20 protein-coding genes are annotated in these 23,492 nt (G+C 61.2%); 13 read left to right on the top strand and 7 right to left on the bottom strand.

The window, feature by feature from the left end; translation table 11 throughout:
• Nucleotides 1–41 precede the first annotated feature (41 nt).
• The 3 genes from BLW50_RS19155 (at nt 42) to BLW50_RS19145 (ending at nt 5,133) form a co-directional block, all read left to right on the top strand.
• Nucleotides 42–1,205 (top strand): ABC transporter substrate-binding protein, encoded by a 1,164-nt coding sequence (locus BLW50_RS19155; RefSeq protein WP_090705473.1) that lies wholly within the window; start codon nt 42–44, stop codon nt 1,203–1,205.
• A gap of 180 nt (nt 1,206–1,385) precedes the next feature.
• Nucleotides 1,386–3,536, top strand: coding sequence for an indolepyruvate ferredoxin oxidoreductase subunit alpha (locus tag BLW50_RS19150; RefSeq protein WP_090705470.1), 2,151 nt, complete (start codon nt 1,386–1,388; stop codon nt 3,534–3,536).
• Between the two features lie 25 nt (nt 3,537–3,561).
• Nucleotides 3,562–5,133, top strand: a complete 1,572-nt coding sequence (locus BLW50_RS19145; protein ID WP_090705468.1) for an indolepyruvate oxidoreductase subunit beta family protein — start codon at nt 3,562–3,564, stop codon at nt 5,131–5,133.
• 40 nt (nt 5,134–5,173) lie between these two features.
• Here the strand turns inward: BLW50_RS19145 and BLW50_RS19140 are convergent, their stop codons facing one another.
• Together BLW50_RS19140 and BLW50_RS19135 are read right to left on the bottom strand one after the other, a co-directional pair.
• Complete coding sequence (locus BLW50_RS19140) at nt 5,174–6,862, bottom strand: asparaginase domain-containing protein (RefSeq protein WP_090709367.1); 1,689 nt, start codon at nt 6,860–6,862, stop codon at nt 5,174–5,176.
• Between the two features lie 31 nt (nt 6,863–6,893).
• On the bottom strand, nt 6,894–7,853 hold the full coding sequence (locus BLW50_RS19135; RefSeq protein ID WP_090705465.1) for an acetamidase/formamidase family protein: 960 nt from the start codon (nt 7,851–7,853) through the stop codon (nt 6,894–6,896).
• A 334-nt stretch (nt 7,854–8,187) separates the two neighbouring features.
• Between BLW50_RS19135 and BLW50_RS19130 the strand changes: the two genes are divergently transcribed.
• From BLW50_RS19130 to BLW50_RS19120, 3 genes are all read left to right on the top strand, one after another.
• Nucleotides 8,188–9,807, top strand: a complete 1,620-nt coding sequence (locus BLW50_RS19130) for an ABC transporter substrate-binding protein (RefSeq protein WP_090705462.1) — start codon at nt 8,188–8,190, stop codon at nt 9,805–9,807.
• Nucleotides 9,808–9,871: 64 nt separating this feature from the next.
• The gene (locus BLW50_RS19125; protein ID WP_090705460.1) at nt 9,872–10,075 is read left to right on the top strand and encodes a hypothetical protein; all 204 of its coding nucleotides are present in this window, start codon (nt 9,872–9,874) and stop codon (nt 10,073–10,075) included.
• Nucleotides 10,072–11,481, top strand: coding sequence for an amidase (locus BLW50_RS19120; protein ID WP_090705457.1), 1,410 nt, complete (start codon nt 10,072–10,074; stop codon nt 11,479–11,481). Before BLW50_RS19125 ends, BLW50_RS19120 begins: the two co-directional genes overlap by 4 nt.
• A gap of 4 nt (nt 11,482–11,485) precedes the next feature.
• On the opposite strand, the gene BLW50_RS19115 is transcribed toward BLW50_RS19120, so the two are convergent.
• A complete protein-coding gene (locus tag BLW50_RS19115) occupies nt 11,486–12,214 on the bottom strand; it encodes a GntR family transcriptional regulator (protein ID WP_090705454.1) in 729 nt (242 codons plus the stop codon).
• 291 nt (nt 12,215–12,505) lie between these two features.
• Here BLW50_RS19115 and BLW50_RS19110 point away from each other — a divergent pair, with 291 nt between their 5' ends.
• The 5 genes from BLW50_RS19110 to BLW50_RS19090 all read left to right on the top strand — a co-directional run bounded on the left by BLW50_RS19110 (nt 12,506) and on the right by BLW50_RS19090 (nt 17,297).
• Nucleotides 12,506–13,462: an ABC transporter permease gene (locus BLW50_RS19110; RefSeq protein ID WP_090705452.1), complete on the top strand. Its 957-nt coding sequence runs from the start codon at nt 12,506–12,508 to the stop codon at nt 13,460–13,462.
• Between the two features lie 29 nt (nt 13,463–13,491).
• Nucleotides 13,492–14,391: an ABC transporter permease gene (locus BLW50_RS19105; RefSeq protein ID WP_090705450.1), complete on the top strand. Its 900-nt coding sequence runs from the start codon at nt 13,492–13,494 to the stop codon at nt 14,389–14,391.
• Nucleotides 14,392–14,435: 44 nt separating this feature from the next.
• Nucleotides 14,436–15,485 carry an ABC transporter ATP-binding protein gene (locus BLW50_RS19100; RefSeq protein ID WP_090709365.1) on the top strand — a complete coding sequence of 350 codons (1,050 nt, stop codon included), beginning with the start codon at nt 14,436–14,438 and terminating at the stop codon, nt 15,483–15,485.
• A gap of 16 nt (nt 15,486–15,501) precedes the next feature.
• Nucleotides 15,502–16,518: an ABC transporter ATP-binding protein gene (locus BLW50_RS19095; RefSeq protein WP_090709361.1), complete on the top strand. Its 1,017-nt coding sequence runs from the start codon at nt 15,502–15,504 to the stop codon at nt 16,516–16,518.
• A 68-nt stretch (nt 16,519–16,586) separates the two neighbouring features.
• Complete coding sequence (locus BLW50_RS19090; RefSeq protein WP_090705447.1) at nt 16,587–17,297, top strand: cysteine hydrolase family protein; 711 nt, start codon at nt 16,587–16,589, stop codon at nt 17,295–17,297.
• A gap of 71 nt (nt 17,298–17,368) precedes the next feature.
• Here the strand turns inward: BLW50_RS19090 and BLW50_RS19085 are convergent, their stop codons facing one another.
• From BLW50_RS19085 to BLW50_RS19070, 4 genes are read right to left on the bottom strand one after another with little or no spacing between them, the layout of a single operon-like run.
• Complete coding sequence (locus BLW50_RS19085) at nt 17,369–18,367, bottom strand: TRAP transporter substrate-binding protein (RefSeq protein WP_090705444.1); 999 nt, start codon at nt 18,365–18,367, stop codon at nt 17,369–17,371.
• A gap of 16 nt (nt 18,368–18,383) precedes the next feature.
• Nucleotides 18,384–20,216, bottom strand: a complete 1,833-nt coding sequence (locus BLW50_RS19080) for a TRAP transporter large permease subunit (RefSeq protein WP_090705442.1) — start codon at nt 20,214–20,216, stop codon at nt 18,384–18,386.
• Between the two features lie 20 nt (nt 20,217–20,236).
• Entirely contained in the window at nt 20,237–21,406 is a 1,170-nt protein-coding gene (locus tag BLW50_RS19075) for an LLM class flavin-dependent oxidoreductase (RefSeq protein ID WP_090705440.1), read from the bottom strand.
• Nucleotides 21,407–21,416: 10 nt separating this feature from the next.
• A complete protein-coding gene (locus BLW50_RS19070) occupies nt 21,417–22,259 on the bottom strand; it encodes an ABC transporter substrate-binding protein (protein ID WP_090705438.1) in 843 nt (280 codons plus the stop codon).
• Between the two features lie 232 nt (nt 22,260–22,491).
• Here BLW50_RS19070 and BLW50_RS19065 point away from each other — a divergent pair, with 232 nt between their 5' ends.
• Together BLW50_RS19065 and BLW50_RS19060 are read left to right on the top strand one after the other, a co-directional pair.
• A complete protein-coding gene (locus BLW50_RS19065) occupies nt 22,492–22,857 on the top strand; it encodes an ArsR/SmtB family transcription factor (protein WP_090705436.1) in 366 nt (121 codons plus the stop codon).
• The gene (locus BLW50_RS19060; protein ID WP_090705434.1) at nt 22,857–23,486 is read left to right on the top strand and encodes a glutathione S-transferase family protein; all 630 of its coding nucleotides are present in this window, start codon (nt 22,857–22,859) and stop codon (nt 23,484–23,486) included. The genes BLW50_RS19065 and BLW50_RS19060 overlap by 1 nt, the downstream gene beginning before the upstream one ends.
• The last annotated feature ends 6 nt before the right edge of the window (nt 23,487–23,492 follow it).

Raw genomic sequence — 23,492 nt, 5'->3', positions numbered from 1 at the left:
GAGCAAGTCGCAAGATTGAGATTCCGAATGGAGGTGCTGTCATGAAACGCATTCTGGTATCCGCACTCTCGATTTCGCTGCTATGGCCCGCAGCCGCCTCCGCCGAAATCGTGGTCGGCTTCGTCACCGGCCTCAGCGGCGCCGTCTCTTCGATCGGCATTCCTATTGGAAAAGGCATTGCGGCTGGTCAGACCTATCGCGGCGAGATCGACGGCGAGGCCGTTCGTGTCATTGAGCTCGATGATGCTTCCGATCCGTCGATGGCCGCGCGCAACACCCGCAAGCTCGTCGAGCAGGAGAAAGTCGATGCGCTGATCGGGACGTCCGGCGCGCCGCAAACGGTGGCCATGGCGACGATCGCGGTTGAACTGAAAGTGCCGATGGTTGCGGTCTCCCCCATCACGCCGCCACCGACGGGCGAAGGCGGGCCGTGGGTGGTGCAATCCCTGCAGCCGCAGTTGCTGCTGTTTCAAGGCATTGTCGGTCATATGAAGGCGAATAAGGTGAAGACGGTGGCTTTCATCGGCTTCAACGATGCGTTGGGTGATCTAATGTACAGTTCGCTGGTCGAGAGCGCCAAAGAGGCCGGCATCAACATTGTCGCCAACGAGCGTTATGCGCGCACTGAAACCTCCGTCACCGGCCAGGTCTTGAAGATCGTTTCACAGCGCCCAGATGCCGTGGTCATTGGCGGTACCGCGACACCGGCCGCGCTGCCGGCGATCGGGCTGACCGAGCGTGGTTACAAAGGGCTGGTCTATGGCAATAACGGCATGATCAGCGCGGATTTCCTGCGCGTCGCCGGCAAGGCCGCCAATGGCATCATCTGTCCGACCGGGCCGGTCATCGTCGCTGAACAATTGCCCGATTCCAATCCGACCAAGAAGGTCGCGCTCGCCTATCGCGAGGCCTATCAGAAGGCCAATAGCGCGCCGGCGATCGATGGCTTCTCGCCTTATGCCTTCGATGGCTGGCTTATTCTGACCGATGCGATCAAGCGGGCCAAAGCGACGGGCGCGAAGTCTGGGACACCGGAATTCCGGGCCGCGATTCGGGCGGCGCTTTATTCGACGAAGGAACTCGCTGGCGCCTACGGCGTCTACAACTTCGTACCTGCCAGCACCTATGGCGTGGACGAGCGGTCGGTGACGCTGGTGAAAATCGACAATGGTGCCTGGAAACTGTTGTCGTCGCCTACGCCTTGAGCAATCGAAGCGTTTGAAATGACGCTTCAATAAGCATGAAGCAGCGACGCGGCGGCGGGATGAAAACGCCTTGACGCAAACTATTTTAGACATAAAATAGTTTGCATCTCGTCGGCGCGTCAGGATCGCGATCAGTACGAAGCGCAGTGCCACCCGCGTTGGTGGCCGGGGAAGCGGAACATGGCAGAACGTTCATTCGCCCGGGAAGTCGAAGACCTCCGTCTTGGCGAGGGTGAGGTGTTTCGCGGTGAAGGCATTCTCGCCATCACCAAGGCCTTGTTGCAGTCGGGTGTCGCCTATGTCGGCGGTTATCAGGGCTCGCCGATCTCGCATCTGATGGATGTCCTGGCCGATGCCAAGGACGTGCTCGACGAACTCGGCGTGCATTTTGAATCGTCGGCTTCGGAAGCCGCCGCCGCCGCCATGCTGTCGGCATCGGTGATGTATCCGCTGCGTGGTGCGGTGACGTGGAAATCCACCGCCGGCACCAATGTGGCGTCCGATGCGCTGACCAATCTGGCGTCTAGTGGCGTCAACGGCGGCGCCCTCATCATCATCGGTGAGGATTTCGGCGAGGGCTCGTCGATCCCGCAGGAACGCAGCCATGCCTTTGCGATGAAGTCGCAGATGTGGATGCTCGATCCGCGTCCCAATCTGCCGTCCATGGTCAAGGCGGTCGAGGATGGCTTTGAACTGTCGGAAGCCTCCAACACGCCTGTCATGCTGGAAGTGCGTATCCGCGCCTGTCACGTGCACGGCCAGTTCATCACCAAGGCGAACCGCGCGCCGAGCTATACGATGCGGGAAGCGCTGCAGAATCCGCAGCGCGATCTCAATCGCATCGTCTTGCCGCCGGCCTCCTATGCGCAGGACAAGCAGAAACTGAACGAGCGTTGGCCCGCAGCGGTCAAATTCATCAAGGAGCGCGGCCTGAACGAATGGTTCGGTCCCGGTGACGGTGATGTCGGCATCATCCTGCAAGGCGGGATGTACAATTCGCTGATCCGCGCCTTGCAATATCTTGGGCTGGCCGACGTCTATGGCGAGTCGAAAATTCCGCTTTACGTCATGAACGTCACCTATCCGCTGATCGACGACGAGGTGGTGAAGTTCTGCGCCAGCAAGCGCGCTGTCTTGATGGTGGAAGAAGGCCATCCGGAATATCTCGAACAGGCCGTCAACACGATCCTGCACCGTCGCGATGTCAACACGCGGCTCGAGGGCAAGGGCATGCTGCCGCTCGGCGGCGATTACACGGCCGATGTCCTGACCAAGGGCGTCGAGGCCTTTCTCGAGGCCCATGCCCCGGCGCTGCTCGGCAATCGCTCGCCGGCGCCGAGCGCGGCGGCCGTGTTGAGCGACCCCAAGGTGAAAGCTCTCACCGAAGTCGTGCCGCAGCGGCCCGCTGGCTTCTGCACCGGTTGTCCGGAACGGCCGATCTTCGCGGCGATGAAACTGGTCGAACAGGAGTTGGGCCAGCATCAGATTTCGTCCGACATCGGCTGCCATCTGTTTTCGATCTTGCCGCCCTTCAATCTCGGCGGCACGACCATGGGCTACGGGCTCGGGCCGGCTTCGGCGTCAGCCTTCAATGTCGCATCGGACAAGAAAGCCATCTCCTTCCTGGGCGACGGCGGCTTCTGGCACAACGGCCTGTCGTCCAGCGTCGGCAACGCCGTGTTCAACAAGCAGGATCAGGTCATTGTCGTCGTCGACAATTTCTATTCCTCGGCGACGGGCGGCCAGGACATTCTGTCATCGCGCGCCGACAATGAGCGGCGCTCGACCAACAATTCGATCGTCACGGCGGTCAAGGGCATTGGCGCCAAATGGGTTCGGCAGATCGACCGCACCTATGACGTCGCCAAGCTGCGCGACACGTTCAAGGAAGCACTGACCAGTTCAGAGCCGGGGCCAAAGATCATCGTCGCCTCGTCCGAATGCATGCTGAACAAGCAGCGCCGGGTGAAGCCGCTGTTCGACAAGGCTGTCCGCAATGGCGAGCGCATGGTGAAGCAGCGTTTCGGCGTCGATGAGGATGTCTGCACGGGCGATCATGCCTGCATGCGTCTGTCGGGCTGTCCGTCCCTGTCGGTGAAACATACCAGCGATCCGCTGAAGGACGATCCAGTGGCGTCGATCGATCAGACCTGCGTCGGCTGCGGCAATTGCGGCGAAGTTGCCGAGGCCGCCGTGCTGTGCCCCTCCTTCTATCGCGCCGATGTCATTCACAATCCGACGTGGTGGGATCGCAGACTGGCGCGGGTGCGCGATGCGGTCATCGGTTTCCTGCAGCGGCGACGCGAAGCGCGCCGGCCCGCTTTTATTTGATCGACCAAGATTACTTGATTGACCCATGACGAAAGACGGGACTTTGGAGCGGACACACCCTGACAAGCCGATCGCCCTCGCCATTCTCGCCATGGGCGGACAGGGCGGTGGCGTTCTCAGCGACTGGATCGTTGCCCTGGCCGAGAGCCAGAACTGGGCGGCCCAGTCAACCTCCGTTCCAGGCGTGGCGCAGCGCACTGGCGCCACCATTTATTATGTCGAGATGCTGCCGCCCTTGGGCGACCGCATGCCGGTGCTGTCGCTCATGCCGACGCCGGGCGATGTCGATGTGGTGCTCGCCGCCGAATATATGGAAGCGGGCCGCTCGATGTTGCGCGGGCTGGTGACGCCCGATCGGACGACCCTGATCGCCTCCACCCATCGTTCGCTCGCTGTCAGCGAGAAGGAACAGGCGGGCGACGGCATCGCCGATTCCGGCGTGGTGGGCGAGGCGACGCCAGCCGCTGCCAAACACTCCATCGTTTTCGACATGCAGACGATGGCCGAGAAGAATGGCAGCGTCATTTCCGCCGTCATGTTCGGCGCCTTGGCCGGCGCGAAGGTTCTGCCCTTTGGTCGGGATGCGTTCGAGGCGGCGATCCGCGCCGGTGGCAAGGGTATCGAGCCGAGCCTAAGGGCCTTCGGTGCGGGTTTCGACCGCGCCACCAATCCGGTCGTCGAGCCTGTCGAGAAAAAGAATCTCAAGGAGTTTCAGCAGCCACCGCAGTCGCTGAAGGACCCGCGGCTCGACAAGCTGCTGCAACAGATTCGGCAGAATTTTCCAGCCGCGCTGGCGCCGCTGCTCTACACTGGCATCGTGCGCCTGGTCGATTATCAGGATCCGAAATACGGTCAGGAATATCTTGACCGCTTAGGTGCCATTCATCTTCTCGACGTCAGCCTCGCCGGCGAAAAGCGCGATTTTGCCTTGACGCGCGAAGCGGCGAAATATGTCGCCATCGCCATGGCTTATGACGATGTCGTGCGTGTTGCCGATCTCAAGACCCGGTCGACGCGTTTCGCGCGCGTCGATGCGGAGGTCGGCAAGAAGCAGGATCAGCTGCTTTATATGACCGAGTTCATGCATCCCCGCATGGATGAAGTCGCTGGCACCATGCCGGCGGGCCTTGGTCGCTGGATCGAGAACCATCCCAGCGTCTTTAATCGGCTTGACAAACTGGTGAACCGGGGTCGGCGCGTACAGACGCGCACCATCTTCTGGTTCCTGTCGCTTTATATGGTCGCCGGCCTGCGCCCGTTCCGGCGCCGCCTGCTGCGCCACCAAAAGGAACTGGCACATCTCAACAGCTGGTTGGCGCTGGCCACCGACACAGCGCCGAAGGATTACGATCTCGCCGTCGAAGTTCTGAAATGCCGCCGCCTCGTCAAAGGCTATTCCGACACGATGGCGCGGGGCAATTCTAGGTTCGAGCGTGTGTTGCAGAGCGTGCCGCAGCTCATCGGCAAGCCCGACAGCGCCGGTTGGCTGCGGCGGTTGACCACCGCCGCGCTCGCCGACGAGGACGGCGCCAAGCTGACGGGCGCTCAGAAAACCCTTGAGACGGCTTTTGAAGTCGAGCGTCCGCGCGTGGCATAAACACGGTACGCAAGCAGCGTCGTGCGGCGTTGCCCGCGGCTCAGTGAGTTGTGAACACGTCCTGATAGCGCGCCACCGCCTTGCAGATCGCATCGAGTTCGGCTGACGTCGGCTTGTCGGGGTCTTGCGCCGCCGGCAGGCTGCCGAATTTGAGCAGGCAGGCCATCAGCAGCAGGCGCGCCTTGGTCGCCGTGAGATTGGTGGCGGCGATCTGGAAATCGTGTGGATCGGCGAAACCCTCCGGCGCGTTGCGCCCGACCTTGGCGACCGGAATGCCGCTGAAGGCTGCTTTCAACATGAGCTTGTGGCGCGCGGTCGAGGGCAGGGAGCCGTAAGGCACGAGACCTTCGATGACGAGACCCGTAAGCATGCCAAGCGATAGCTTATGTTCGATGGAAGCGATGAGATCGGCCTCAAGCGCCGGGTCGTCGCCAAATTCCAAGGTCGAATAGCTGCCGTCCTTGATGATGGACACCAGGGGAATGGCGCTCGCCAGCAATTGGCCGGCCGTGTCCTTCACCGCGACCATAACACTTTCCAGTCCATGGGCGCCGCGCTTCACCGCGCTCACGCTATGGGGCAGTTGGCTGAGGCGCACGTCCGACATGTAGGTATGTTTGAACACCGGCAGATAGGTCAGCGCCAGCCGGCCCGTATGGCTGACCTGGCCGATGATGCCACCATGGCCGCCGGTCGCCACATAGCCACCGGGACGCGCGTCAACCTTGGCGACTTCGCGCGCCGCGAAAATCTGCTGCTCCTGGATGACGACCACACCGCAACGATCGCGACCCTGATCGTCGGCCCAGATCCTCGATTGGATATAGCTGGCGCTGTCGACGATATTCTTCGGCCCGTCATTGCTGATCTGGCCCTGCGGACGTTGCGCGGCATTGCCGCAAATCGGTTTGGTGGTGTCGATCAGCAGATTGAACCAATAGGCTGACTCTTCCACCTGCGGACTGCCTTGCGTCCAGATCACGCCGTCGTAATCGGCGCTGTCCACCAAGGCCTGCATGTCATTGGTGACCTTCGCCAGCATCGGGCGCGGTGGCGCCGTTGCCAGATGATAGGGCTTGTAGCCGAAGAAATTATGCCCGCGCCGTTCCGGCGCAATGTCGCCTTCCCCCCTATCGGCCCGCAGATGCGCCGGCTTGCCCTTGGTGAAGCCGCCCGGCGGCGCGCCGCGGTAAAAATCGATCTCGGCGATGGAAGACAATTGGCTGGCAACGCCCTCGGTGCCGATAGAGAGACGATCGATCTCTTCAAAGCTGCGCGAGCCATCGGGAAAGAAGCCTTGTCGACCTTGCTGGGCGCCAGGCGACACGCACTCCTCTTCCCAGGGGCTGCCATCAACCTGCCGGGCCATATAGGGGAGGGGATAGAGGCCGTCCTCGGGCTTCAGCTCGATCTCATAGACGGGCTTGTCGCTATCGCTCGACTTGGTCGTCTTGAATACGCCGTCCGGCCCCATATAGCCGTCGGGCGGTCCATAAAGTTCGGCGACATCAATTTCCAGCGGATGGGCGGAATACTGTTCGACATAAATTTTCACGGGCGCGGCGAGGCGTTGTGCTCGCAGCGCGTCATATTTCATGGTGCTCCCGTCGGGGTTGGGCAGCAAAGGTAGGCCATATTTGGCGCGGGCCTTGTTGGAGGTGACCAAAGGCGGCGTGTTCTGAATGGTCGCGGTCGGGCCGGCGAGATGAGCAATCCGAGCTTTGGTCATGGGATCTCCGATCATAGAATCTCTTCGTGGATCAGGCCGCTTGCGCGAGCGTCGGATGCACGATCGTCTTGGCGATCATCGCATGAATGCCCTTCGAGCCATTGACCGTCTGCGTCACCCGGAGATCACAGGCCAGGCTGCAAAGCATATAGGCGTCCTCGCGTGAGAGATTGGCCTTCTCGCTGAGCAGAACGATCATGTCACGCAGGGCGATGACGGCGCACTGGTCGAGATCGGGATCCATGCCCATGGTGATGTAATGGGTCGGCGTTTCGGCGCGTGGATAGGTGAACTTCAGATCGTCCCACACGGTCAGGGTGAATGTGCCTTGCAACGATGTTTCGATGGCGGTGACATTGACCTCGCCATCACCCTGGGCGCCATGGCCATCGCCACAGGTGAAGAGTGCGCCTTCAACGAAGATCGGCAGATAGAGCGTCGCGCTGGCGACGAGTTCCTTGTTGTCGAGATTGCCGCCGAAGGCGCGCGGGATAATGGAGGTGACCTTGCCCCAGTTGAGTGGCGGCGCCACCGACATGATGCCAAAGAACGGCTTGAGCGCCAGTTCCAGCCCCCACGGCATCACGCCGACCATCTTCTTGTGATCGAGTGGGATGACGGTGGCGCGCGTCTCTTCGAAATCATAGGGCAGCGTGCCGGCGAGCGGGCGGATCATGTTGATCCCCCAGTCCTGCAGTAGCTTTACCTCTTCTATCTTCACTTCGAGAACGGAGCCCGGTTTGGCGCCCTCGACATAGACCGGGCCGGTGAGGATGTGGGGACCCGGCCCCTGCGTCACTTCCGCGTGGATGGCGCTGAGCTGTGGTGGGATGAAAAAACGATCGGCCGGCGGCAGATGCGCCTTGTTGCCGGACATGGTGTCGATGGTGACGCGGTCGCCGCTTTTTATGGTCGTGACCGGTTTCGCGAGAGGATCGAGAAAGCCCCATTGGCAAGTCGAAGGACCGGCAATCACATGGTGTTCGGCCATCGGATTCCTCGCAAAAGCAGGTGTAGAAATGGCTATATGTATACAATCTAACGCGAGGCTATCAGGCGTGTGAAAATGCTGTCAAGCAACACGAATGAAGCTATTTATATGTAATATAAGAGATTAGTTCTATATGCATCGCAATAAGTCAGTTTGCATCTCGGCCGGGCGGTTAGCTGCTAAAAGCATCAGGATGGCGAGATTGTATTTTATTTCGTCATCCTTCTGATTTTGTTGCCTTCCTCATCAACCACGGCCGGCAAGCGCTCATGGCACCTGCCTTGCACACGTCTCCGCACGTCTGGCTGACGTTTGGGATGATGAGAGGTGGCGCATGGATCGTTCACGCAAGTCTGCTCGCCTGAAAAAGTCTGCTTCCCTGAAATCCGCGGTTCTGGGTCTAGCGCTCGTTGTGATCGCGGCGGTGACGAGCGGGCCTGCGGCAGCGCAAAGCGTGCTGCGCATTGCGATGACGGCGGCGGATATTCCCGATTGGCGCGGCCAACCCGATCAGGGTTTTGAAGGCAATCGCTTCGTCGCCTTCTCTCTCTACGACACGCTGATCGAATGGGATCTCTCGAGCCGAGACAAGGAAGTAGGGCTGCGCCCAGGGTTGGCAACGTCCTGGGCCATTGATCCGAACGATCACAAGAAATGGATTTTCGATCTGCGCGAAGGCGTCAAATTTCACGATGGCTGCGATTGGAACGCTGCCGCCGCCGTCTGGAATTTCGAACGGTTGATCTCCGACAAGCACCCAGCTTTCACGATTTACAATTTTGGCCGTGCGCGTTCGCGCACCAATAATATCGATCGTATTGAGAAGATCAGCGACTATCAGGTCGCCTTTTATACGAAGTCGCCGGAGTCTCTCTTCCACTTCAATATGCCCTTCCTGTTCATGCTGTCGCCCTGTGCGGTGGAGAAGGCAGGCAACAATCTTGACGTTTTCGCCAAGAACCCCGCAGGCACGGGGCCTTATAAATTCGTCAGCGCCGTTCCACGCGAACGGCTCGAACTCGCCAAGAACGAAGGCTATTGGGACAAGAACCGCATCCCCAAACACGATCGTCTTGTGCTGCTGCCGATGCCGGAAGCAACGACCCGCGTGGCGGCTTTGCTCTCCGGCCAGGTCGACTTCATCGAAGCGCCGCCCCCCGATGCGATTCCGGCGCTGAAAGCGGCGAAGATGCAGATCGTCACCAATATCTATCCGCACACCTGGCCCTACATCCTCAACGTGGCGCGCGGACCGTTCAAGGATATCCGCGTGCGCCAGGCAGCCAATTGGGCGGTCAATCGTCCGGAGATGGTCGATCTTCTCTCGGGGCTGGCGCAACCGAGTTCCGGCATCTACGTGCCGCAGCAGAAATATTACGGCAAACCGGTTGAATATGGCTTCGATCAGAAGAAAGCGACGGCGCTGTTGAAGGAAGCTGGCTGCTATCCGTGCGAGATCATGATCGGTATCTCGACCTCGGGCTCGGGCCAGATGCAACCGCTGCCGATGAACGAACTCGTCAAAGAGCAGCTTGAGGCTGTCGGCTTCAAGGTCAAGTTTGACACGGTTGATTGGAACACTTTGCTCGATGTCTATTTCAAGGGTCAGGAGAAATTCCCATACGACGGCGTCAATTTCAGCAGCGGCGCGACCGATCCGCTGAACTTTCTGAAGGGCTCGATGACAAAATATAAAGGCCCTGTCGGGACCAATTGGGGCTGGTACAGCAATCCAAAAGTGGACGAATTGGCGGAAAAGGCCCTCGACAGTTTCGATCCGAACGTGTGGGAGCCGATCGTCACCCAGATCCACGAGATCCTGGTGAATGAAGCGCGTAACCTCTTTATCGTCAGCGATCTCAATCCGCGCGCCATGTCGCCGCGCGTCAAAGGCTTTGTTCAGGCCCAGAGCTGGTTTCAGGACATCACACCGATTACAGTCGATCCTAAATAGTCCCGCCTAAATAATCTGGACAGCCGTGACGGCCAGCTTCCGGCCGTCAAGCAGGAGGTGCGCCATGCAGGATGACAAGGATGCGATTGCCGAGCTGAAACTGCGGCTGGAACGGCATGGCCTGCACTTGCCACCGGGCGATCTGGAAGGCTTGCAGGTGGCCGTCCTTGAAATCGAAGCGGGTTCGGTCGCTTTGCGGCACGATCGTCCCTTCAGCCTGGAGCCGGCTTTCGCGCTGCGTCTGTCGCCGACGGAGAAGCGCTCATGAGCGAACTCCACCATCTCACCATCGCCGAAGCCGCGGCGCTGATCGCGCAACGTAAACTGTCGCCCGTCGAATTGACGAGCGCCTTCCTCGATCGCATCGAGCGGCTGGATCCGACCCTCAATGCTTATCTTCTCGTGCTGCGCGACGAGGCCTTGTCGGCGGCGCGACAGGCGGAAGCTGAGATTGCCGCTGGCCGTTACAAGGGTCCACTGCACGGCATCCCGATCGCGCTCAAGGATATTTACGCCACCAAGGGTATCCGCACGACCGGCCATTCGGCCTTGCTGAAAGATTATGTGCCGCAGGAAGATGCCTTTACCGCATCGGCTTTGGCGCAAGCCGGGGCGATCCTGCTCGGCAAGACGGCGACATGGGAATTCGCCATTGGCGGCACCAGCTTCGATCTGCCCTGGCCGCCCGCCCGCAATCCCTGGAACATCGCCCATGACCCTGGTGGTTCGTCATCGGGCTCGGCGGCGGCTGTGGCGAGCGGGCTTGCGATGGCCGCCATGGGCACCGACACGGGCGGCTCCATTCGTGGCCCGGCGGCGCTGTGTGGCATCGCCGGCATCAAACCGACCTATGGTCTGGTCAGCCGTCGCGGCATCTTTCCTCTGTCGTTCAGTCTCGATCACTCTGGGCCAATGTGTTGGACGGCTGAGGACTGCGCCTTGATGCTGGACGTGCTGGCAGGGCACGACCCGCTGGATGGCGCCAGCGCGAATGTGGCGAAGCCCGATTTCTCCAGCATCGCCCTGCCGGTGCGCGGCCTGAAGATCGGCTTCGCCAAGGGCATGACCGAGGAGGCCGGCGTCGATCCGGACGTGCGTGCCGCGCTCGACGATGCCTTGAACGTGTTTGCCGATCTTGGGGCTGAGATCAGCGAAGTAGCACTGGCCTCATCGCTCGAATATGCCGACGTCGGCACGACGATCTCGCGCTCCGAAGGCTATGCCATTCATGAGCATGCGCTCACCCATACACCGGAGAAATTCGGCCAGAGCTTTCGCCAACGCATCGTGCCCGGCGCCTTCATCCGCGCCAGTGATTATGTTAACGCCATGCGCGATCGCTCCCGTCTGATCGGGCAGATCGCCGATGTCATGAAAACGGTGGACCTGATCGTAACGCCGAGTTGGGCGTCGGCGGCGCATGTGCTGGGCAAGGGCGCGCCGATGTCGCGGACACGGGCGTCGTTCATGCGCCCGTTCAATGTCACTGGATCGCCGGCGCTGTCGGTGTGCAACGGCTTCAGCGGCGCTGGTTTGCCGCTCGCCATGCAGATTGTCGGTCGCCCGTTCGAGGACCACCTCGTCCTGCGCGCCGGACATGCCTTCGAAAAGGCGACCCATTGGCGTCATCGTCGGCCGCAGGATCCGGTGCAGATATCCCAGGCGGCGCAATAAGAACTTAAGGCGTTGCCGGCTGCGATGCGTTGCCATCGGCGCGGGCGAGCGCTGCGGCGTGGGCGGCCTGCATCTCCTGTTCGCGCATCCGTTCGACCACGAACAGGCCGGCTTTATAAATATGCTCACGGGCCAGGGATTCGGCGCGCACCGCCTGCCGCAAGGTCACCGCTTCCAGAATGGTGACATGCTCCTCATGCGCCTTGGCGATGCGATCGAGATCGAAGCGCCGGAACATCGAGGAATAGACCAGGGGAATGCTGCGGGATTTGCGCAGCAGCCAGGCCAGATGGTCGTTATGGGCGGCTTCGAGAATGGCGCCGTGAAACCAGGTATTGATATGGCTCCAGAACACGGTGACGTCGGCTTCCCAGCGGCGCCGGCTCAAAACCGCTTCGGTTTCGTCGATGGCGCGCTGCATCTGGGCGCGCTGCGCCTCGGTGACGCCAGCCTCGACCGCTTGTCGCGCGGCGAGCCCTTCCAGCGCTGCGCGGGCTTCGAAAATCCCCAGCATCTGTTGCGCCGAATAGGTGCGCACCGAATAGCCGGCATTCGGCGTGTATTCGAGCAGCCCCTCCGACGCGATGGTCGCCAGGGCGGCTCTGATCGGCGTGCGCGACACACCAAAGGTCGCCGCGAGATCCACCTCGCTCAGCCGGCTGCCGGCGATATGATCGCCCCGTATGATGCTGTCGCGTAATAGCGTGCAAACCCGTTCCGCGCGCGTCGACATCGTTTCCCGTCCTTTACCGTTCCTGCTCGCCAGCCGAGCGAACTGCCACCAGAAATGACAAATGATCGTCCCGCGAGCCGTGCAATGTATACACGGTCGCGAGATGCGTCCTGGTGTGTCAGCTCTTTGGCGGATTTGCGACGAGGATTAACATAAAACAGAGTTGAAATCTCTACCTCTGCGGCCGCTGCACGAGCGATTGTATTATCTGGGCCGGTCCGCGGCTCAATTGGCACTCATGTTGCATTGCACTCCAGGCGGGCCGGCAGAGAGCCGGCCGCCGGAGAAGTCATGTGGTACTACGCCGCCCGACGCATCCTGATGAGCATTCCGATCGCGCTTGGCGTGACGGTCGTCTGCTATGCCCTCGTTCTCCTGGCGCCGGGCGATCCGATTCAATCGCTGCTGCCGCCAGACGCCTCCCCTGAGGACGCCGCCTATCTCCGCAAGGCCTATGGCTTCGATAAGCCGGTCCCCATTCAATATCTGCTGTGGTTGCAGCGGGCGTTGACGGGCGATCTCGGCATCTCACTGCAGACCAATCGCCCGGTCATCCAGGAAGTCCTGAGCGCCCTGTCGAATACATTCGTCATCTCGGTCGGCGCGGTTCTGCTCGCCTTCTCGCTGGCGTTCATCCTCGGCACGATCGCGGCCTACAATCTCGGCAAGCCGGTCGATCGCATCGCCACGGGCGTGGCGGTCGTCGGTGTCAGCGTGCCGAACTACTGGCTCGGCATCGTGCTGGTCATCGTCTTTGCCGTGAAACTCGGTGTCTTGCCGGCGACCGGCATGGGGTCGGCCGGTTCATCGAGCTTCAGCATCTTCGATTGGGACCAGGCCAAATATGCGATCCTGCCGATCCTGACGATGTCGCTGGTGCCGCTCGGCATCATCATGCGCACCACGCGCTCAGCCGTCGCCGAAGTCCTCAACAATGATTTCGTGCAGATGCTGCGCGCCAAGGGGCTCGGGCCGATCGCCATCCTCCGTCACGCGATCTGGAACGCGCTGCCGCAGGTGTTGACGGTGATGGGCCTGCAGCTCGGCTATCTGGTCGGCGGTTCGATCCTCGTTGAAACGATTTTCACCTGGCCCGGCACCGGCTTTCTGATGAGCAAGGCGATCCTCACCCGCGATGTGCCGGTCTTGCAGGGCGCGATCCTCGTTCTTTCCCTCACCTTCGTCACCATCAACCTGATGGTGGATCTGTTGCAGACGGCCGTCGACCCACGCATCAAACGCGCCTGAACCCAGGCGGGACATGACAAGGACGTAGAATGACCGACGTCAGTGCCTTCCGCCTCCCAGCTTTCCTGCGAAAACGCGAAGCGCAGGAGGTGCGTGGATATTGGGCCTCGGTCGCACACCGCCTGCGCTATGATTACGTCACGCTGTTCTTTCTCGCTGTTATTCTCATCATCGTCCTGCTGTCGATTTTCGCGCCGCTGCTGGCGCCCTTCGATCCGACCAAAACCAGCATGGCCTATCGGATGAAACCGCCGGGCTTTCGCAATTTCATCCTCGGCACCGATGAGCTGGGTCGCGATATGCTGTCGCGTCTCTTGTGGGGCGGCCGCACGTCCTTGCTGATGGGGCTGGTTCCGGTCATCGCCGCCACCATCATCGGCGGCTTCCTCGGTGTTCTCGCCGGCTTTCGCGGCGGCTGGGTCAACACCGCCATCATGCGGACGATGGATGTCTTCTACGCTTTCCCCTCGGTGCTCCTGGCGGTGGCGATTTCGGGCACCCTGGGTGGCGGCAGCAAGAACGGGATGATCGCGCTGACCCTGGTGTTCATCCCTTCGATCTGTCGCGTTGCCGAATCCGCCACCACCCAAGTACGTGGTCTTGATTTTGTCGAAGCGGCACGCGCCAGTGGCGCCTCGACGCTGTCGATCATCCGACATCACATTCTCGGCAATGTTCTGGGGCCGGTGTTCATCTTCGCCTCCAGCCTGATCTCGGTGGCGATCCTGCTGGCGTCCGGCCTTTCCTTCCTGGGTCTGGGTGTCGAGCCGCCGACGCCGGACTGGGGCCTGATGCTCTCTTCGCTGCGCGCCGCGATCTATGTGCAGCCCATGGTCTGCGCGTTGCCGGGCGTGGCGATCTTCATCACCTCCTTGTCCTTCAATCTTGTCAGCGATGGTCTGCGCCAGGCCATGGATGTCAAAGCATGAGCGCTTTCGATTTCATCGGTATCGATCTCCTACCGCCGCAAGACATGCCGCAGGCAGCTGCCCTGGATGAGCGTGATCGTGGCGGCAAGCAGCAGCCCATGCTCATCGTCAACGGCCTACGCAAATATTTCCCCATTCGTAGCGGTATTTTGCAGCGTCATGTCGGCGATGTGAAAGCCGTCGACGATGTCAGCTTCGCCGTTCTCAAAGGTGAAACCCTCGGCATCGTCGGCGAATCCGGGTGTGGAAAATCGACGCTGGCGCGTCTGCTCATGCATCTCATTCCCGGCGACAGTGGCGAGATGATTTTTGATGGCGATCCCGTCGGCGGCATGCGCGGCCTGTCGCTGCGCGATCTGCGCCGCAACATGCAAATGGTCTTTCAGGATAGCTATTCTTCTCTCAATCCGCGTCTGCCGATCCAGGATTCCATTGCCTATGGTCCGCGCGTCCACGGCATGAGCCGAACCGATGCCATGGATCTCGCCTGCGATCTGCTCGACAAGGTCGGTCTGCGCGCGTCCACATTCGGCGCGCGCTATCCGCACGAATTGTCTGGCGGCCAGAAACAGCGTGTCAATATCGCCCGCGCCCTGGCGCTCAATCCACGCATGATCATTTTGGATGAGGCGGTGTCGGCGCTCGACAAGTCCGTCGAAGCCCAGGTGCTCAATCTGCTCGGTAGTCTGAAGCGCGAATTCAATCTGACCTACGTCTTCATCTCGCACGATCTCAACGTCGTCCAATATATCTCCGACCGGGTGCTCGTGATGTATCTCGGCCAAGTGGTCGAAATCGGTTCGGTCGACGCGATCTATGATACGCCCCTGCATCCCTATTCGCGGGCGCTGCTCGACTCGCGTCTGTCCATGGATCCCGCTGATCGGATGGCCGAGCCGCCGATCAGCGGCGATCCTCCTAATCCGGTCAACCCGCCGTCAGGCTGCCGATTCCGCACGCGCTGCGCCTTTGCCGAGACGGTCTGCGCCACGGAAGCGCCACCGCTGACGCCGGCTGGTCCGGATCATTTCGTCGCCTGTCACATGGTTCGTCGCGGCTCCGGTCACACGCGGATCGCGAATTGCGGATCGTGATTTAATGGAGATGCAGATGTCGCTCGCCGTTGCCGTTGCGGAACGAAAATCGGTCTCGCGCCCGGAGGTGCCTGAAGCGCTCGTCGAAGTTCGCGATCTCGCGGTAAAATTTGTCAGCCGGGAAGCGGTGAACAGCGCGGTCAACGGCGTCAGCTTTGCGCTCGCGCCCAGCGAAGTGCTTTGCATCATCGGTGAATCCGGTTCCGGCAAATCCGTGACCATGCGGGCGCTGATGAAGCTATTGCCGCCCAAGCGCACGGTCATCGAGGGCGATATGCGTGTCGGGGCCCATGACATCGTCAAAATACGCGAAGTCGATATGCGGGCGGTGCGCGGCTCCACCATCTCGATGATTTTCCAGGAGCCGATGACTGCGCTCGATCCTGTCTTCACCATCGGCGAGCAGATCGCCGAAACGGTGATGCGACACCAGAAGGTGGGGCGCGCCGCCGCCATGGAGCGGGCACTGGAGCTGTTGAAGCTGGTGCGGGTGCCCTCGCCGGAGCGGCGGTTGAAAGCCTATCCGCACGAACTCTCAGGTGGCCTGCGCCAGCGCGCAATGATCGCTGTGGCGTTGTCGTGCAATCCGAAACTGCTCCTGGCCGATGAGCCGACGACGGCGCTGGATGCTACCGTGCAGATCCAAGTGCTGGTTCTGCTGCGCCGTTTGCAGCAGGAATTGGGCATGGCGGTGATCTTCGTCACCCACGATCTCGGCGTCGCGGCGCAAATCGCCGACAAGGTGGCGGTGATGTATGCCGGGCGGATCGTCGAATATGGCGCGGTCGCCGATGTGATGATGAAGCCACGCCACCCCTATACAATCGGCATGCTGGCCTCGACCGTGCACGGCCATATGCGGGGGCACGATATCGACGCCATTCCCGGCAGTCCGCCGGATCTGCGCAAGGCCATCATCGGCTGCAGTTTCGCGCCGCGCTGCAAATCAGCGACGGCGATCTGCCAGACCGCCTCTCCACCGACAAAGACCTTCGGCAATGGGCAATACGCGGCCTGTTACCATGCCGAGTAGATAAATACCGACCGCGACAGGGGCAGCCAAGCAAGCCTACCAACAGGAAACAGTGAGGAGAACACGCCATGCATGATTTTACGATGCCGCAATGGGCTCTCGACCGGGTCAAGCAACGCCGCGACAAGATCCATGTTTTCGACGATATGGTGCCAAGCCGGACGGCTCTTGTCGTCGTCGATCTTCAAAATGGCTTCATGGTGCCGGAGCACACGCCTATGCCTGTCGCCACCGCGATCGGCACGGTGCCGAAAGTCAATCAATTGGCGGAAACTCTGCGCAAGACAGGCGGTAAAGTCTTCTGGATCAAGAACACGATCGACGAGAGCAATCTCGAAAGCTGGTCGAACTGGTTCGCCATGGGCAAGCCGGGGATGAAGGCGCAGCGCATTGAAACGTTCCAGGACGGCGCGCCGGGCCATGACATCTATCCTGATCTCGAGGTGAAACCGGAAGATGAGATCGTCAAGAAATTCCGCTTCAGCGCCTTCCTGCCGGAATCCTCGGATATCGCCGAGCGCCTGCGTGCGCAGGGCTTCGATACGGTGCTGATTGTCGGCACGGTCACGAATGTCTGCTGCGAATCCTCGGCGCGCGACGCGATGATGATGAATTTCAGGACGATCATGGTCAGCGACGGCAATTCCGCCTTCAGCGACCACGAGCACACGGCCACTTTGGCGGCGTTCTACTCGATCTTTGGCGATGTGATGGAGACCGACGAAGTCTGCATGCTGCTTGAGAGGAATGCCGGCGCCTTGCCACTCGCGGCGGAATAAGTCCGGCGCATTTCAGCTACTCAAACGAATGAACGCCGGATGGTTCTCGTCCGGCGTTCAGTATTTGCCGATCAGGCGATGTTGCGAACGGCGTTGATCTTGTCGATGCCGCCGACAATGCCGGCGAAATCCTGCCAGACGCCCTGGGCGCCCTTCTGCCAGTCGTCGAAAGCCTCCGGCTTCAAAAGCTTGCCGCCTTTGGCGAGCGCCAATTGCACGGAGGCGGTCTCGTCTTCGATGATGAGCTGGTTGAAATAGAGCGCGCCCTCGCGCGAAGCGTCTGAGAGCGCTGCCTTCTCCTCGGCGTCGAGCTGGTTCCAGAAGCTGCGCGCAAAATAGACCACGCCCGAGGCCCAGATGTGGCCGGTCTCGGTCATGTCGGGCACGACTTCGTAGAGCTTGAAACCGGCATAGGCGGATTTCGTCAGATCCATCGCGTCGGCGACGCCGGTTGCCAGCGCATTATAGGTTTCGGTGATCGGAATGCCGACAGGGATCGTGCCGAAGGCAGCCCACAGTTTGGTGTGTAGGGGGCTCTGAATGACACGGATTTTTTTGCCCTTGAGCTGTTCCGGCCGCGTCACTGGTTCTTTCGTCAGAAGGTGGCGCGCGCCGTAGTTGATGAAATCGCCGACGATGAACTGCTGCGCGGCGAGTTTGTTCTTTAGGCCAGCGCCGGTGTCGCCGCTCACCACTTTGCGGACGTGATCGGCATCGCGGAACAGGAAGGGTAGATCGAGGATCTGCAGTTCCGGCACCCAGCCGGTCAGGGAAGAGACGGTTGAGAGGCTGGCCTGCACCGAGCCCAGGCGCACGCCTTCAGCCACTTCCTTTTCGCCGCCGAGCGCACCGCTCTTGACGATGTTGAACTTGAAGCGGCCAGGCAGTTTCGCCTCGACCAATTCGCTGATCTTCACCCAGATCTTGGTTTCCGGTTTGTCGTCGCCAAACAGCGACGCGACGGTCAACGTGCGCGTGCGGGCGCTTGCCGTGCCGATGAAGCCAGGCGCGGCCAGAGCCGCGCCTGCGGCGGAAAGTTTAAGGAGAGTGCGACGGTTGATGGTCTTCATGAGTGAATCCTCCGAATTAAAAAATGATGGCCCAGGCGCACAGGATGGCGAGGGAGACGAGCAGTGACAGCAGATAGGGAACGACCGCGCGAAAAAGCGCTGTGGCGGGAACGCGGGTGACGCCGCTGACGACGAAGATCAGCATGCCAAGTGGCGGAGTCAGGCCGTGGATCATCAGGTTGACCACGAGGATGACGCCGAAATGGATCGGGTCGATGCCGGCAGCGACAGCTGCGGGCAGCAGGATCGGTCCGAAAAGCAGAATCGCCGCGCCGATGTCGAGCACCAGACCGACGGCGAGGAGGATGAGATTGGCCAGCATGATGACAGCGAAGGCGCTGCCGCCGAGGATCGTCACGAAGCTGGAGACGAGGCCGGACACATTGTCGACAGCGAGCAGGAATGCGAAGGGGCCGGCCGTGCCGATGAGGAGGCCGATTGCCGCAGCTTCCGTCGCCGCCTGGGTGAAGCTCGCGACGATACGCCCAGTACCAAGTCGCGAGCCGAAGGCGAGCAGCACGGTGTAGAGCGCGGCGAGCGCAGCCGCCTCGGTGGTGGTGACGATGCCGATGCGGATGCCGACAACGACGATGACGCCGAGGCCGAAGGCGGGAATGGCCGCCACCGCCGCCTGCCAGCGCTCGCGCGCCGGCGCCCGTGGCCGGGTTTCCACATCGCGCACGGTCAGATGGATCGCCACGGCCAGGCAGACCGCCATCAGCCCGCCGGCGAAGAAGCCGCCGACGAGTAGCGAGCCGACGGAGAGATTGGTCGCTGTCGCCAGAATGAGAAAGGCGATCGATGGCGGGATGACATTGTCGAGCACCGAAGTGGCGGCGATGATCGCGCCGGCTTGCGCCGGGGGATAGCCGTGTTTGACCAGTTCCGGCTGGAAGGTCGAGGCGCCGAAGGCGGCATTGGCGACCGAGGAGCCGGATGCGCCGGAAAACAACACGCTGGTCAATAGCGTTGTCTGGGCAAGGCCGGCGCGGCGATGACCGACCATGGCGGCGGCGAAGCGCACGAGCTGGTTGGCAACGCCCGAAGCGGTGAGAAGACCACCGGCCAAGAGAAAGAAGGGAATGGCGAGCAGCAGAAATTTCGACATGCCGGTAACGGTCGAGGAGACGATCGCCGGTTCCGGCAGCGTGCTGCCGAAGGCGATCGCCACATAGGCGGCGGCCAGAAATGCGTGAGCCAGCGGCGCGGCCAGTACAAGGCCAACGCCGGCGATCAGAGCCAGGAATAGGCTCGGCGGTAGGCGTGACTCGATGAACAGATGTGGCAGGCCGAAATAGAGCAGAGCGCCAATGGCAACCGACAAGACCGCGGCGAGCGATTTGCCCTCGGCGATCCGCTGCAAGGTCAGCGCCAGCAGGATCAAACCGCCGCCGACGCCGAGAAAGGCGAAGCGCACCCATTCCGGCAGGCCCAGCGTCGGCGATATGCCGCCGAGTAAGCTGATGATTTCACTGCCGCCGAAAACCAGAATGAACGCCGCGACCACGGAGAAGACGTCCGCCAGAACCTCCGCTAGCGGCAGCAGCCGATCCGGCAGCAAGCGCACGAAGACATCGAGCCGCATGGCGAGCGCGCTCTTGAGGCTGAGCGGCGCGCCGACGGCGATCAGCGCCACATGCAACCAGATGCCGAGATCTTCCGCGCCGATGAAGCCGGTGGCGAAGAAATAGCGCAGCGTCACGCTGACCAGCACGACGACGAGAAGCACAGCGAGCAAAGCGGCGGCGGCATAGCCGAGCCCGGCCTCGAGCGTCTTGAGCGCACGCGCCGCGAGGCTTTGGGCGGAGACCGTCGGCGGTGCGAGGGTCGAAGAGGGGCTGACGGTCACGGCTTTATCCTTGCGAAAGGTCAGCGGGCCAAAACTTTTGGAGCGTCTTTGGTCGCACCGTCCGGTGCAGCGATCGTCGAAAGATCGCGATCGAACAAGGTCGACCAGGTGAAGTGGCGCGCTTGCGAAACTTCGCGCGCCACATCCAGGCGTGGCAGCACTTTCTCGCCAAAGCGCCAGGCTTCCTCAAGCAACGGCATGCCGGAGAGAATGAACGTCTCGACACCAGCCTTGCGATAGGCTTCCAAGGTGCGGATCACCGTATCGGGCGAACCGACGATGGCGGTGCCGGGGCCGGGGCGAACCAGGCCGATGCCGGCCCATAGATCGGGCGCGATTTCGAGATCGCGCAGATTCTCAGGCTTCTGGCCGCCGTGCATGGCGGTCATGCGTTGCTGGCCAACGGAATCGCTCTTGCCGACGAAGCGTTGATTGGCGGCGATCGCCGCATCGTCCATGCGCCCATAGAGATCGGCGGCGGCGTCCCAGGCCTGCGCGTCGGTGTCGCGGACGATGACATAGAGGCGGATGCCGTATTCCAGCTCGCGGCCATGGTGCGCGGCACGCGCCTTCACTGTCTTGATCTTTTCGCCGATCTGCTCTGGGGTCTCGCCCCAGGAGAGATAGGTCTGCACATGTTTCGCAGCGACTTCGAGCGCCTTGTCGGACGAACCGCCGAACCACAGCGGCGGCGCGGCGATGCTGTCGCCGACCGGCAAAGCGATCTTGGCGCCTTCGGTGTTGAAATACTGGCCTTTGAAATTGACGGTCTCGCCGGCGAAGAGCCGATGCCAGATTTGCAGATATTCGTCGGCCATGGCGTAGCGGTCGTCGTGCGGCATGGTCATGCCGTAGGCGCCGAGCATTTTGGCGTCGCCCGAGACGATGTTGATGAGCAGGCGTCCGCGCGAGAATTCCTGCAAGGTCGCGGCCATCTTGGCGAGTAGTGTCGGCGCGACGAGGCCCGGATGAACAGCGACGAGGAATTTCAGCCGTTCGGTGTAGGAGAGCAGGGCGCCAGCCAGCACCCACACGTCATGGGCGCCGGTGGCAAATAGCGCGCCCGTGTAACCCAATTGATCATAGGCCATCGCCAATTGTTTGTAGTAGCCGAGATCGACCTTGCGCGAGCCTTCCGGCTGCCAGGGATAGGCGCCGTCGGGCGCGCACATATACCAGAGAACATTCATGTCGGATCTCCTATGCGGCGACGCCGGCCTGACCGGTCGTGACCGGTGCGGAAAAATGTCCGTGTCTGAACAGCGTGTCGGCTTCGTCTTGCTGCTCGGTGAGAATGTCTTGGTCGACGGGGACAACAGTGAAATCGCGTGAGCGCAGCACGCGCTCCCAGGAGCGCGCATCGCCTTCGCTGCCAGGCTGAGCCGCGAGCAGCGCTGCGGCCTTCTCGATGTCGGCCGTTACCTCGCGGCCGATCCGATCGAGTTCATGGGCAATAGCGAGGCGGGTCTCGGGCGAAAGCTTGTATCGCTCCAACGTCCAGAACAGCGAGCGATTGGGAATGGTCGCGCCACAGCGCACCAGAAGATGCAGGTCATCACGATCGAGCGCCTTTTCTAGCCGTGGCGACATCGTCACCCAGGCCTCGACCTGGCCATCGAGCAGATCCTGCAAGCCGTCGCGGGTGGCGCTTTCGATGCGGGTGACATCGGCAAGGCCGAGACCTTCGGCCTCCAGGCTGCGGGCGAGCAGATAGGTGTGGAACGAGCCGTCGATTAGCGCGATGCGCTGTCCGGCGAGATCGGCGATCGAGTGGATCGGGCTGTCCTTGCGCACGAGGATCGCGCCATTCGCCGGGCGGGGCGCCGAACCGGCGATATAAACGACGCCGAGGCCGCGCGCGTCAGCCTCGATCGGTGGTGTCGAGCCGGTGCCGCCGAAATGGATGGCGCCCTTTTCGAGCAGGGCGCCGGTGTCGCGGCCCTCGCCATAGAACACGAATTCGGGCGCGAAGGCGCTGAAAGCCCCCGGCCACAGCCGGGCGAGTCTGAGGTGCAGATTGTTCGAATGAACACCGATTTTCATGCGCGCTCTTCACGTTTGCAGATAGTCTAGTTTTTCTATATACATTCTTTAAGGTGTCAATCTATATTTTTATAGATCATTGTGTGCGATGCAGCGAGCGGAAAAATGCGGCATTTTGAATGACTTCCAGGCAGGCGGCTGGAAGGCGCTGCGGAAACCCTTGAGTCCGCATGGTTTTGAAAATAGAAGGAAGCACAATTTATATTTTTATAGATCAGGTGAGGGTCGCCCTTTGACGAAGCCTATCTCCACCCGCATTTGCCGCAGCGTCGGCGAGGCCAGCGAGTTCATGAAGCTCATTGGCAATGCCAATCGGCTGGCTATCGTCTGCTATCTGATGGAGACGGAAGCTTCGGTCGCGGCGCTTGAAACCCAGTTGGGTATTGTCCAGCCAACCTTGTCCCAGCAGCTCACCGAGCTGCGCGAAGCTGGCGTGATCGCCGGCCGCCGTGAGGGCAAGACCATCGTCTACCGCGTCAACGATCCGCGCGTCGAGGAGCTCGTCCACACCTTGCGCGGCCTCTTCTCCGGCCTTGATGATGTGACCGGCCGCGCCGCGATGCGCACCGTGCCGGTCGATGAGATGATGTTCGATTGATGATCGACTTCTACACGTGGATCACGCCGAACGGCCTGAAGATCTCGATCGCGCTGGAGGAGTTCGGTCTCGACTATAAAGTCCACGCCATCGATATCACCAAAGGCGAGCAGTTCGCGCCGGATTATGTGAAGCTCAATCCCGCCGCGAAAATTCCCGCGATGGTCGATCACGACACCGGCGTCACGCTCACCGAATCCGGCGCCATTCTGATCTACCTCGCCGAGAAGACCGGCCGTTTTCTGCCTGCTGACGGCTTGGCGCGTTTGCGCACTTTGGAATGGCTGATGTGGCAGACCGGCGGCCTCGGGCCGACGCTGGGTTATGCCCACCAGTTCCTCACCTACAATGCTGGGCAGGCGCCTTTCGCCGAAACCATTTTCGCCCGCGACACGCATCGCCATTACGAAACATTGAACGCGCGCTTGGCGGACCGCGATTATATCGCCGACGATTATTCGATTACCGACATGGCGGTTTGGCCATGGGTGTCGCGTTTCGAGCGGCATAAGATCGATCTCAACGACTTCCCGCATGTAAAGCGCTGGTATCTGGCGCTGGCGGCCCGGCCGCAGGTGCAGCGTGGTTATGAAGTGCCATTCTTCACAGCGGCGGTGCCAATTCCCTGATTGACC

This window comes from Beijerinckia sp. 28-YEA-48 (assembly GCF_900104955.1).
Taxonomy (GTDB): domain Bacteria; phylum Pseudomonadota; class Alphaproteobacteria; order Rhizobiales; family Beijerinckiaceae; genus Terripilifer.
The sequence above is the reverse complement of the archived record's forward strand: the minus strand, read 5'-3'. Positions and strand labels throughout refer to the sequence as shown.

Bases quoted from the DNA above. Each gene is read 5' to 3' on its own strand.
- BLW50_RS19155 (WP_090705473.1), top strand. From the start codon at position 42: ATGAAACGCATTCTGGTATCCGCACTCTCGATTTCGCTGCTATGGCCC.
- BLW50_RS19150 (WP_090705470.1), top strand. From the start codon at position 1,386: ATGGCAGAACGTTCATTCGCCCGGGAAGTCGAAGACCTCCGTCTTGGC.
- BLW50_RS19145 (WP_090705468.1), top strand. From the start codon at position 3,562: ATGACGAAAGACGGGACTTTGGAGCGGACACACCCTGACAAGCCGATC.
- BLW50_RS19140 (WP_090709367.1), bottom strand. From the start codon at position 6,862: ATGACCAAAGCTCGGATTGCTCATCTCGCCGGCCCGACCGCGACCATT.
- BLW50_RS19135 (WP_090705465.1), bottom strand. From the start codon at position 7,853: ATGGCCGAACACCATGTGATTGCCGGTCCTTCGACTTGCCAATGGGGC.
- BLW50_RS19130 (WP_090705462.1), top strand. From the start codon at position 8,188: ATGGATCGTTCACGCAAGTCTGCTCGCCTGAAAAAGTCTGCTTCCCTG.
- BLW50_RS19125 (WP_090705460.1), top strand. From the start codon at position 9,872: ATGCAGGATGACAAGGATGCGATTGCCGAGCTGAAACTGCGGCTGGAA.
- BLW50_RS19120 (WP_090705457.1), top strand. From the start codon at position 10,072: ATGAGCGAACTCCACCATCTCACCATCGCCGAAGCCGCGGCGCTGATC.
- BLW50_RS19115 (WP_090705454.1), bottom strand. From the start codon at position 12,214: ATGTCGACGCGCGCGGAACGGGTTTGCACGCTATTACGCGACAGCATC.
- BLW50_RS19110 (WP_090705452.1), top strand. From the start codon at position 12,506: ATGTGGTACTACGCCGCCCGACGCATCCTGATGAGCATTCCGATCGCG.
- BLW50_RS19105 (WP_090705450.1), top strand. From the start codon at position 13,492: ATGACCGACGTCAGTGCCTTCCGCCTCCCAGCTTTCCTGCGAAAACGC.
- BLW50_RS19100 (WP_090709365.1), top strand. From the start codon at position 14,436: ATGCCGCAGGCAGCTGCCCTGGATGAGCGTGATCGTGGCGGCAAGCAG.
- BLW50_RS19095 (WP_090709361.1), top strand. From the start codon at position 15,502: ATGTCGCTCGCCGTTGCCGTTGCGGAACGAAAATCGGTCTCGCGCCCG.
- BLW50_RS19090 (WP_090705447.1), top strand. From the start codon at position 16,587: ATGCATGATTTTACGATGCCGCAATGGGCTCTCGACCGGGTCAAGCAA.
- BLW50_RS19085 (WP_090705444.1), bottom strand. From the start codon at position 18,367: ATGAAGACCATCAACCGTCGCACTCTCCTTAAACTTTCCGCCGCAGGC.
- BLW50_RS19075 (WP_090705440.1), bottom strand. From the start codon at position 21,406: ATGAATGTTCTCTGGTATATGTGCGCGCCCGACGGCGCCTATCCCTGG.
- BLW50_RS19070 (WP_090705438.1), bottom strand. From the start codon at position 22,259: ATGAAAATCGGTGTTCATTCGAACAATCTGCACCTCAGACTCGCCCGG.
- BLW50_RS19060 (WP_090705434.1), top strand. From the start codon at position 22,857: ATGATCGACTTCTACACGTGGATCACGCCGAACGGCCTGAAGATCTCG.